Below are 9,550 nucleotides of genomic sequence, written 5' to 3'. Positions count from 1 at the left end.
GGCGCAATGCGCGCTTGGCGGAGGTTACCCCGACCGATTCCGCATCTTCGAGTTTTCCGAAGCGGCGATTCGATGTGTACCAGTATCCCTGTTGCATCGCGGCGCCGTCTTGCGCGATCGGCGCCACCACCAGGCTGTACGACGTGCCGGAATACTCGCCGGAGAAGCCCTGGCTGTTGGCGAAGAGGACCTGGTAGCGCCCGGAGCTGAATTCGGCGCCGCCGGAATTCTTGATCCGCGGATCGAATTTCAGCGCGGCTTTCTCGCCGGTCCGCGCTATTTCGAGCGCGCGATCCGCATTCACAATTCCGCTGTCGGGATCCGCCAGCGAAAGCTCGGGCAACGATTTCGGATGCATCGAAGGGTCGGGTAGTCCCGCCCACGGATCGGCAGCCGAAAGGCGCGCAAGCTCGACCGTGCTTGCGATGAACGCGCCGAGCGAATCGCGCTCGAGCTCAGCGGTTGACGAGGTCGCGGACGACTGTCCGCAAAACACGCGCAGCCCAAGGCGCCGCTCGCGCGAGCTCTTGAGTTTTTCCACTTCGCCCATGCGCACGCCGGCTTCCAGAGATTCTGCCGTGACGCACAGAACTTCCGCCGCGCTGGCGCCTTTTCGTTTTGCTTCGTCGAGCGCCCAGTTGGCGAGTTCAACACTAACCGTCGCCATCAGATTATTCTCACTGTGATTTCAATCTTCACGCGCGCGTTCCGCCGACCGTTATGCCGTCGATTCGAATCGTCGGAAGTCCCACTCCCACCGGCACCGACTGACCGTCCTTGCCGCAGGTCCCGACTCCAGCGTCGAGCGCGAGGTCGTTGCCGACCATCGAGACGCGAGTCAGGACGTCGGGACCGTTGCCGATCAGCGTCGCGCCCTTGACGGGGCGGGTCACCTGACCGTCTTCGATCAGGTAAGCCTCACTCGCTGAAAAGACAAATTTGCCGTTGGTGATATCGACTTGTCCGCCGCCGAAGTTGACCGCGTAGAGGCCCTTCTTCACCGATTTGATTATTTCTTCGGGCGTCGATTCGCCGTTGAGCATGAAGGTGTTGGTCATCCGGGGCATCGGCGAATGCGCGAAGCTCTCGCGCCGGCCGTTGCCGGTCGGCTCCATCTTCATGAGCCGCGCGTTCATCCGATCCTGCAGATAGCCGCGCAGGATTCCCTTTTCGATCAGCACGGTGCGCGAAGTGGGCGTGCCTTCGTCGTCAACGTTGAGGCTGCCGCGGCGATTTGGAATGGTGCCGTCGTCGATCACGGTGCAAAGTTCGCTCGCGACTTTCTGGCCGATTCGATCTGCGAAGGCGGAGGTCTTCTTGCGGTTGAAGTCACCTTCGAGGCCGTGGCCGATCGCCTCGTGCAGCAGAATTCCCGGCCATCCCGGTCCGAGCACGACGACCGTCTCACCCGCGGGCGCGTCAACCGCGTCGAGATTGACAATCGCCTGCCGCGCCGCTTCGAGCGCGTACTCGCGCCATCGATCGTTCTCGATAAAGTAGTTCCACTCGACGCGTCCGCCGCCGCCGTATGAAGCCATCTGGCGGCCCTTGCCGTCTTCGGCGATCACCGTAACGTTAAGCCGGCACAGCGGCTGCACATCGGCGGCGACTTGCCCGTCGCTCCTCACGATCATAACGATCTTCCGTTCGCACGCGAACGACGCCATCACGTTTTTCACGCGCGAATCGGAAGCGCGCACAATTCGATCGATCTCGCTCAGCAGCTTCGCGCGCTCCTCTACCGGAACGTCGAGCGGTGTGCTCGGCAGATCGTACAGCGCGTGACGCGCGACCGGAGCGCCAACCTGCACCGCCGCGGGCGTCGTGCCGCGCTGATCGGCGATCGCACGCGCAGCCTCGGCCGCCAGGCGCATCCTGTCAACGGTGACTTCGTCGGAATACGCGTAGCCGGTGCGATCTTCGGCGCACACGCGCACGCCGACGCCGTGACTGACGCTCTTGCTGGTATGATTCACCATCGATTCTTCGAGCCCGAGCCCTTCGGCGCTTTTGTACTCGAAGTAGAGATCGGCGTAGTCGGCCTTGCGTTCGAGCGCGCTGCCGAGGATTTGCTCGAGTGCGCCGTGGTTCATGCCGAACCGGTTCAGGAAAAATTTATCGGGAGCAACAAGTTCGTTGGACATTATACTTCCGCCTGTGAATCAACATTATCAAAGCGCGCACTCGCCAAGAAGGTGCTCGATCCGTTACGATTCGCCGATGGCCACGCGCGAGACACTGGCGCTAATCGATCGCCTGATGCTCGAGATGATCGCGCAACAGGAACGCAAGGTGCTCGCGATGGCGCGTGCGATTCATCCCGGGCTCACTTCGGAGGACATACGCAATCCGAACGACTTTGCCGACCTGATGGCGAGCGGCGAGTGGAACTTCGAAGACGGAATCCTGTCGGGGCTCAAGAGCGCGCACATGGCGATCCGCGCGAAGCTGCTCGAGAGCATCCAGTAGAAAGAAAGGAAAAGGCACGAAGAGATCGTCTTCGTGCCTTTGTGTCTGAAAATTGCGGTCAGGTCAGCCGGCGGCTCGACGCGGACGCTCGGTGGTCGCGCCTTCTTTCTTTGCGGTGGAGCGCTTGCGCGGCTTCTTCGCCTTGGTCTGCTCTTCCTGTCCGGTGAACTCGATCACCGACAGCATCGCGGCGTCGCCGCGGCGATGGCCGAACTTGATCACTCGCGTGTAGCCGCCGTTGCGATCCTTGAAGCGCGGTGCGATCTCGTCGAACAGCTTCTTGACCGCCTCATGCGACTGCAACGCCGCGAACGCGCGCCGGCGCGCCGCGAGATCGTTCTGCTTGCCGAGCGTGACCATCCGGTCCGCGATCCGCCGCAGTTCCTTGGCCTTGGGATCGGTGGTTTTGATTCGCTCGTGACGAATCAGCGCGAGCACCATATTCTTGAACAGCGCCTTGCGATGCGCCGAGGTGCGATTGAGCTTGCGGCCCGAATTAAGATGACGCATCAGTGACTCTCCAACCTACAAACCGATCTACGCAGACTCGCGGCGTTCCTGCTCTTCCCACATCCGGTCGAGCTCGCCGCGCGGCGGCAGATTCTCCAGGCGCATCCCGAGCGACAGGCCCATGTCGGCGAGGACTTCCTTGATCTCGTTGAGGGACTTGCGTCCGAAGTTTTTAATCTTGAGCATGTCCTGCTCGGTGCGCTGCACCAGCTCGCCGATATACTTGATGTCGGCGTTTTGCAGGCCGTTGAAGGCGCGCACCGAAATCGGCAGGCCTTCGACCGGGCGATAAAGCAGCTCGCTCATCGAGGGGCGAGCTTCGCCGCCTTCGGCCGCGCCTGCGGGGACTTCGGCTTCTTCCTCGACGCCCGCGAAGATCGTCATCTGATCGCGCATCACGCGCGCCGCGTAGGTCAGAGCTTCGCGCGGGTTGATCGAGCCGTCGGTCCATATTTCGAGCGCGAGGCGGTCGTAGTCGGTGCGCTGGCCGACGCGCGCGTTGGTGACGGTGAAATTGACTTTGCGAATCGGCGAGAAAATCGCGTCGAGGCGAATCGTGCCGATTGCTTCCTCGTCTTCGGTGCGCTCGCCAGGGACGTAGCCGCGGCCGCGCTTGATGACGAGTTCCATATCGAGGTCGGCGCCCTTGTCGAGCGACGCGATATGCTTGTCGGGGGTCAGAATTTCGAGACTCGGTCCGCCGGTGATATCGCGCGCGGTGACCTGCGCCTCGCCTTTGACCTTGAGGGTTGCGGTAATCTGCTCGCCTTCATGCAGGCGGAGACGGATTTCCTTGAGGTTGAGGACGATGTCGGTAACGTCCTCTTTAACGCCGGCCAGAGTTGAGAACTCGTGCAGGACGTTTTTGATCCTGACTGCCGTAATTGCGTAACCGGGCAGGGTGGACAGCAGGATGCGCCGCAGCGCGTTGCCAACGGTGATTCCGTAGCCGCGTTCGAGCGGTTCCGCGGAAAATTTGCCGTAGGAAGGAGTGACTTCCTTCTCGTCGAACTCGACAGTCTTGGGTTTGATCAGATCTCGCCAGTCATTTTGCATAGTCTATGCTCTTTTTCCCGATGGATTTCCCGCGCCCACACAGGTCCACCACGGACCGGGACGCCGAATCGGTTGCCTCCGCCTTATCTTGAGTAATGCTCGACGATCAGCTTCTCGCTGATCGGCATCGTCAGTTCAGCGCGCGCCGGCAGCGACCGGAGCGAGCCGCGGAATTGTTCGCGCTCGAGTGCCATCCACGGCGGTACGCCGCGGCGCTGCGCCATCTCGATTGCCTCGAGGATCACCTTCTTGGTGCGGCTCGCCTCGGCTACGCTGATCACACTGCCAACCTCGACCAAGGTCGAGGGAATCGTGACTTTCCTGCCGTTAACGTGAATGTGCCCGTGACGAACCACCTGGCGCGCCTGCGCCAGCGAGCTCGCGAAGCCGAGACGGTACACGACGTTATCGAGGCGCCGCTCGAGCAATACGAGCAGGTTCTCGCCGGTGATTCCGTCCATCCGCTCCGCCATCGCGAAGTAGGCCTTGAACTGCGTCTCCATCATCCCATAGATGCGCTTGACCTTCTGCTTCTCGCGCAATCGAATCGCGAATTCAGAGAAACGCGTGCGCGCCTGTCCGTGAGCGCCGGGCGGATAATTGCGCCGCTCGATCGCGCACTTGTCGCTGTAGCATCGCTCTCCCTTGAGGAAGAGTTTCAGTCCTTCGCGCCGACACAAGCGGCATACGGGCCCCAGGTTTCTTGCCATTCTTTTTCTCTTTTCAGTGAATCCGCTTGCTTGATGATAATCGGCTGAAAATTTCCTTAGTTGTTTGCGTCGTTTCGGTTCAGACTCGGCGGCGCTTTGGCGGCCGGCATCCGTTGTGCGGGATCGGGGTCACGTCTTTTATGGAGATGACGCCGAGGCCGGCTGCCTGCAGCGCGCGCACCGCCGATTCGCGTCCACCGCCCGGACCTTTGACGTGAACGACAACTGCACGCATTCCGACTTCCGAGCATTTGCGCGCGCACGCCTCCGCCGCCATCTGCGCGGCGTAAGGAGTGCCTTTGCGCGAGCCCTTGAAGCCGACGGAGCCGGCGCTCGACCAGGCGATCACAGTGCCTTGCTGATCGGTGATCGTCACAATCGTGTTGTTGAACGTCGCATGCACATGCGCGACGCCTTCGGGCACGTTGCGACGGACCTTTTTGCGACGCGGCGCAGGGACCGGTGCTACAGCGGCGCCGGCAGCAGGAGGCGTCGCAGCAGCGCCCTTCTTTTCTTCCTTAGTCTCTTTTACTTCTTCAGCCATTTTTCTCTTTTTTCAGTGAATCCAGTTGTCTGTGGCAGACCGGCGACAATTTCCTTCGTGTCACGCGTTTTTTTCGTTAGCCTTTCGGCGGCGCCATCTTCTTGCCCGCTACTACCTTTCGCGGGCCTTTGCGGGTGCGCGCGTTGGTGTGCGTGCGCTGGCCGCGGACCGGAAGTCCGCGACGATGCCGAATCCCGCGGTAGCATCCAAGATCCATCAGGCGCTTGATCGACTGCTGAAAGTCGCGGCGCAGATCGCCTTCGACTTCGTAGTCGGTATCGATCACCTGGCGGATGTGAACCTGCTGATCGGCGGAGAGATCGTCAGTCTTGACCGCGGGATCGACTTTCGCCGCCGCGAGAATTTTGAGCGCGCTCGGCCGGCCTATTCCGTAAATATAGGTGAGCGCTATATCCATCCGCTTGTTCTTCGGCAGTTCGACTCCAGCTATGCGTGCCATCGCAGAAAACCCCTTCCTAGCCCTGGCGCTGCTTGTGGCGCGGGTTGGAGCAGAGGATGCGCACGACGCCTTCGCGGCGTACGACCTTGCAGTTCTTACAGATTTTTTTAACTGATGCTCTGACTTTCATAATCGTCAATCTCTATCGCCTACGGAACCTCACCCCTAACCCCTCTCCCTTCTGGAGAGGGGAACAGAGAAACGGAGCTCTCTCCAGCACGATCATTCGTTCCGAATCGCGGGCACGGCGGCCCGCGCCACTTTACTCTCTGGCACCATAATTCTCTCTAGCGCATCCGGTATGTTATTCGGCCGCGGGTCAGGTCATACGGGGAGAGTTCTACCGTGACCTTGTCGCCGGCCAGGATTTTTATGTAGTGCATCCTCATTTTGCCCGAAATATGGGCCAACACCTTGTGCCCGTTTTCGAGCGTCACCCTGAACACCGCATTGGGAAGGGCTTCCTGCACGGTGCCCTGTACTTCTATCGCGTCGCCTTTAGACATTTTCGAGTTCGCTTAGAATTTCCGGTCCGTTGGAGGTGATTGCGATGGAATGCTCGAAGTGGGCAGATAGTTTACCGTCCGCCGTCACCGCAGTCCAGCCGTCGGAAAGTATCTCCAAATCAGGGCTTCCCTCATTAACCATCGGCTCAATCGCCAGCGCCATTCCGTCGCGGAGCCGCGGATTCGGCATCCCCGGGCGAAAATAGTTGGGCACCTGCGGGTCCTCGTGCAGCCGGCGGCCGATTCCGTGTCCGGCAAAGTCGGTTACCACTGAAAAGCCCGCCCGTTCGACCGTCTCCTGCACCGCACGCGCGATATCGCTGATGCGATTGCCGGCGCGCGCCTGCGCGATTCCCGCATAAAGGGAGTCCCGGGTTACATTCAAGAGCTTCGTCACCCTTTCCGGCACGGGGCCGACTGCGACGGTGCGGGCGGAGTCGCCGTAGAAGCCCTCGTAGACGACGCCGAAATCGAGACCGACGATATCGCCAGCCTTCAATTTGCGGCTCGACGGGATACCATGAACGATTTCGTTGTTGATCGACACGCACAGACATTTCGGATAGACGACGTCACCCGGCTTGTAACCTTTGAAGGCGGGCTTCGCGCCTTTTTTATAAGTCAGATCTTCAGCCAGCTTATCGAGTTCCTCGGTCGTGATTCCGGGACGCACCGCGGCGGAGAGCGCCTCGAGGATTTCGGCGACGATTTGGCTCGCCTGGCGCATCACGGCGATCTCGGCCGGAGTTTTAATGGTAATCATTCTTTTTTCAGTATTTTTTTAAGTATTAAGGCCGCGCTCCGTTGTCGCGCGCGGACCGTACATTGGATCTGGTGGGTTCCATATTCAGGAACCTAACCCCTAACCCCTTCCCGAACGGGAAGGGGAACCGGATATGAGAAACCGGAGAGGGGAAGAAGTTGTGCGTAGAGACTTTCACTTGGGGGGCGGGGCGACTCCGTTTACTGCCGCAATAATTCGCTTTTCAACTTCGTCGGTGCGGCCTACTCCGTCAACCTGGCCGAGCAGGCCGAGCCGGTCGTAATGATCCAGCAGCGGGCGCGTCGCCTCGGCGAAAACTTTGAGGCGTTCGCGGACGGTCTCTTCGGCGTCATCCTCGCGCTGATAGAGTTCGCCGCCGCATTTGTCGCATACACCGGCTTTGGCCGGTGGCTCGAAGAGTACGTGATACATCGCGGCGCAATTTCGGCAGGTGCGCCGTCCTGAAATTCGCTTCACGATCTCTTCGTCCGGCACGATCACCGCGACCACCTTGTCGAGTTTCAGGTTGAAGTGTTCGAGTCCCTTCGCCAGCGCCTCCGCCTGCGTCACGTTGCGCGGGAATCCGTCTAGGATGAATCCGGGACGCGCGTCGTCTTTGCGCAGACGGGCAGCGACCAGCTTGAGCACCAGGTCATCGGGCACCAACTGGCCGCGATCCATGTAGCTGGCGGCCTCGCGGCCGAGCTCCGAGTCCTCGCGAACCACGGCACGCAGCAGGTCGCCGCTGGCGACCTGCGGGACACCCCAGAGTGCGCCGAGCGCCCGCGCCTGTGTACCTTTGCCCGCACCCGGCGGGCCCAATAGCACGAGCCGCACGCGCTAAGCGCCCCTCTTGGTCTTGACGCGCCCGCGGCGCATGAAGCCTTCGTAGTTGCGGGTCAGCAGGTGGGTTTCGATTTGCGCGACGGTGTCCAGCGCCACGCCGACGACGATCAGCAACGCGGTGCCGCCGAAGAAGAACGGCACGTTGAAGCGCGCGATCAGGATGGTCGGCAGGACGCATACGGCGCTGACGTAAACCGCGCCGCCGAGAGTGATGCGCGACAACACGCGATCGATATAGTCGGCGGTGAAGCGTCCGGGGCGGATTCCGGGGATGAAGCCGCCGTACTTTTTCAGATTGTCGGCGACGTCAACCGGGTTGAAGGTGACCGAGGTGTAGAAATAGCAAAAGAAAAAAATCAGTGCGACGTAAACCAGGTCGTAGTAGATGCCGCCCGGAGTCAGGTAACTCGCGTACGGCTTCAGGAACGGCACGAAAGTCGCCAGCGTCGCCGGGAAGACCAGGAGTGCGGACGCGAAAATCGGCGGAATGACGCCCGACGTGTTGATTTTCAAAGGAAGATGCGAACTCTGGCCGCCATACACGCGGCGTCCAACGACGCGGCGCGCGTACTGGATGGGGATGCGGCGTTGGGCGGTCTCGATATACACGATACCGGCGATCACGGCGGCGGCGACTGCGAGGATGAAGATGAGCAGGAAAATGCTCATCTCGCCCTCGCGCACGAATTGCGCGGTGGTGCTGAGCGCGCTCGGCAGGCGCGCGACGATGCCGGCCATGATGATCAGCGAGATGCCGTTGCCGATTCCGCGCTCGGTGATCTGCTCGCCGATCCACATCAGGAACATCGTGCCCGCAGTGAGGGTGATGACGGTCATCACGACAAATCCGATGCCGGGGTTGTAAACGATACTGCCGCCGCCGGGCGCCGGGGCTTTTTCCAAGGCGATGGCGAACATAGTGCCCTGGAACAGCGCGAGCATCACGGTTCCGTAGCGGGTGTACTGGGTGATTTTGCGGCGGCCCGCCTCGCCTTCTTTGTAGAGCTCGTCGAGATAGGGTGAAGCGATTTTCAGCAGGTCGAGGACGATGGCGACCGAGATGTACGGCATGATGCCGAGCGCGAGGACGGAGAAGTGCTCGAGCGCGCCGCCGGAAAAGAGATTGACCCAGCCGAACAGCGTGCCGCTGGTCTGTTGGAAGAGCTGCGCGAGGGCCTGGCCGTCGATGCCGGGAGTGGGCACGGCAACGCCGAGGCGGAACACCGCGAGCATCGCGGCGGTGAACACCAGGCGGCGGCGCAATTCGGGGATGCGCGAGGCGTTTGAAAACCCGTCGAGCATTTAGCTTTTTTCGCTGGTCGGCTTTACCAACTCCGCGAAGCCGCCTACGGCGGCGATTTTATCGAGCGCGCTTTTCGAGAACGCGTCGGCGCGCACTTTAATCTTACTCTTTAAGTCGCCGTCACCTAAAACCTTGACCTTGCGACCGGCCGGAATCAGTCCACGTTCGACGAGCGCGGCGGCGTCGATGGTGACGTCCGCGCCGAAGTCGCCGAGCCGCGACAGATTGACGATTGCAAATTCGTCGCGCCGCGCCTGGTTCTTCAGGGTGCGACGAAAACCCTGCTTAGGCAAGCGCCGCTGCAGCGGCATCTGGCCGCCTTCGTAAGTCGGCGGCGTGTTGCCGTGCGAGCGCGCGCCGAGTCCCTTGTGTCCGCGGCCGGC

14 protein-coding genes are annotated in these 9,550 nt (G+C 61.1%); 1 reads left to right on the top strand and 13 read right to left on the bottom strand.

Annotated features, from left to right (window positions below):
• Both VIW95_RS16350 and tldD read right to left on the bottom strand, forming a co-directional pair.
• Positions 1–667, bottom strand: a 667-nt coding sequence (locus VIW95_RS16350) for a TldD/PmbA family protein (protein WP_331588511.1), incomplete at its 3' end; no start/stop codon positions are given.
• Positions 668–695: 28 nt separating this feature from the next.
• Positions 696–2,144: a metalloprotease TldD gene (tldD, locus tag VIW95_RS16345; protein ID WP_331588509.1), complete on the bottom strand. Its 1,449-nt coding sequence runs from the start codon at positions 2,142–2,144 to the stop codon at positions 696–698.
• 76 nt (positions 2,145–2,220) lie between these two features.
• On the opposite strand from tldD, the gene VIW95_RS16340 reads away from it, so the two are divergent.
• The gene (locus VIW95_RS16340; protein ID WP_331588507.1) at positions 2,221–2,469 is read left to right on the top strand and encodes a hypothetical protein; all 249 of its coding nucleotides are present in this window, start codon (positions 2,221–2,223) and stop codon (positions 2,467–2,469) included.
• 63 nt (positions 2,470–2,532) lie between these two features.
• On the opposite strand, the gene rplQ is transcribed toward VIW95_RS16340, so the two are convergent.
• From rplQ to rplO, 11 genes are all read right to left on the bottom strand, one after another.
• Positions 2,533–2,979, bottom strand: a complete 447-nt coding sequence (gene rplQ, locus VIW95_RS16335) for a 50S ribosomal protein L17 (protein ID WP_349259337.1) — start codon at positions 2,977–2,979, stop codon at positions 2,533–2,535.
• 27 nt (positions 2,980–3,006) lie between these two features.
• On the bottom strand, positions 3,007–4,035 hold the full coding sequence (locus VIW95_RS16330) for a DNA-directed RNA polymerase subunit alpha (protein ID WP_331588505.1): 1,029 nt from the start codon (positions 4,033–4,035) through the stop codon (positions 3,007–3,009).
• 83 nt (positions 4,036–4,118) lie between these two features.
• Positions 4,119–4,745, bottom strand: coding sequence for a 30S ribosomal protein S4 (rpsD, locus tag VIW95_RS16325; RefSeq protein ID WP_331588503.1), 627 nt, complete (start codon positions 4,743–4,745; stop codon positions 4,119–4,121).
• Between the two features lie 79 nt (positions 4,746–4,824).
• Positions 4,825–5,289, bottom strand: coding sequence for a 30S ribosomal protein S11 (gene rpsK, locus VIW95_RS16320; RefSeq protein WP_331588500.1), 465 nt, complete (start codon positions 5,287–5,289; stop codon positions 4,825–4,827).
• A 76-nt stretch (positions 5,290–5,365) separates the two neighbouring features.
• Positions 5,366–5,749 (bottom strand): 30S ribosomal protein S13, encoded by a 384-nt coding sequence (gene rpsM, locus VIW95_RS16315; protein WP_324096800.1) that lies wholly within the window; start codon positions 5,747–5,749, stop codon positions 5,366–5,368.
• 16 nt (positions 5,750–5,765) lie between these two features.
• Complete coding sequence (gene rpmJ, locus VIW95_RS16310) at positions 5,766–5,879, bottom strand: 50S ribosomal protein L36 (RefSeq protein ID WP_324096801.1); 114 nt, start codon at positions 5,877–5,879, stop codon at positions 5,766–5,768.
• Between the two features lie 157 nt (positions 5,880–6,036).
• Positions 6,037–6,255 (bottom strand): translation initiation factor IF-1, encoded by a 219-nt coding sequence (infA, locus tag VIW95_RS16305; protein WP_331588497.1) that lies wholly within the window; start codon positions 6,253–6,255, stop codon positions 6,037–6,039.
• Positions 6,248–7,018: a type I methionyl aminopeptidase gene (map, locus tag VIW95_RS16300; protein ID WP_331588495.1), complete on the bottom strand. Its 771-nt coding sequence runs from the start codon at positions 7,016–7,018 to the stop codon at positions 6,248–6,250. Before map ends, infA begins: the two co-directional genes overlap by 8 nt.
• A 174-nt stretch (positions 7,019–7,192) precedes the next feature.
• Positions 7,193–7,855, bottom strand: coding sequence for an adenylate kinase (locus VIW95_RS16295; RefSeq protein WP_331588493.1), 663 nt, complete (start codon positions 7,853–7,855; stop codon positions 7,193–7,195).
• Between the two features lie 3 nt (positions 7,856–7,858).
• Positions 7,859–9,166, bottom strand: coding sequence for a preprotein translocase subunit SecY (gene secY, locus VIW95_RS16290; protein ID WP_331588491.1), 1,308 nt, complete (start codon positions 9,164–9,166; stop codon positions 7,859–7,861).
• Positions 9,167–9,550 (bottom strand): 50S ribosomal protein L15 (gene rplO, locus VIW95_RS16285; RefSeq protein ID WP_331588489.1); only part of this gene is annotated, 384 nt, incomplete at its 5' end. It lies immediately after the preceding gene.

The sequence above is a fragment of the Binatus sp. (SeqCode) genome, from assembly GCF_036522015.1.
GTDB lineage: Bacteria > Desulfobacterota > Binatia > Binatales > Binataceae > Binatus.
The sequence above is the reverse complement of the archived record's forward strand: the minus strand, read 5'-3'. Positions and strand labels throughout refer to the sequence as shown.

Excerpts from the sequence above, each read along its gene's own strand:
- tldD (WP_331588509.1), bottom strand. The coding sequence starts at position 2,144 with ATGTCCAACGAACTTGTTGCTCCCGATAAATTTTTCCTGAACCGGTTC.
- VIW95_RS16340 (WP_331588507.1), top strand. The coding sequence starts at position 2,221 with ATGGCCACGCGCGAGACACTGGCGCTAATCGATCGCCTGATGCTCGAG.
- rplQ (WP_349259337.1), bottom strand. The coding sequence starts at position 2,979 with ATGCGTCATCTTAATTCGGGCCGCAAGCTCAATCGCACCTCGGCGCAT.
- VIW95_RS16330 (WP_331588505.1), bottom strand. The coding sequence starts at position 4,035 with ATGCAAAATGACTGGCGAGATCTGATCAAACCCAAGACTGTCGAGTTC.
- rpsD (WP_331588503.1), bottom strand. The coding sequence starts at position 4,745 with ATGGCAAGAAACCTGGGGCCCGTATGCCGCTTGTGTCGGCGCGAAGGA.
- rpsK (WP_331588500.1), bottom strand. The coding sequence starts at position 5,289 with ATGGCTGAAGAAGTAAAAGAGACTAAGGAAGAAAAGAAGGGCGCTGCT.
- rpsM (WP_324096800.1), bottom strand. The coding sequence starts at position 5,749 with ATGGCACGCATAGCTGGAGTCGAACTGCCGAAGAACAAGCGGATGGAT.
- rpmJ (WP_324096801.1), bottom strand. The coding sequence starts at position 5,879 with ATGAAAGTCAGAGCATCAGTTAAAAAAATCTGTAAGAACTGCAAGGTC.
- infA (WP_331588497.1), bottom strand. The coding sequence starts at position 6,255 with ATGTCTAAAGGCGACGCGATAGAAGTACAGGGCACCGTGCAGGAAGCC.
- map (WP_331588495.1), bottom strand. The coding sequence starts at position 7,018 with ATGATTACCATTAAAACTCCGGCCGAGATCGCCGTGATGCGCCAGGCG.
- secY (WP_331588491.1), bottom strand. The coding sequence starts at position 9,166 with ATGCTCGACGGGTTTTCAAACGCCTCGCGCATCCCCGAATTGCGCCGC.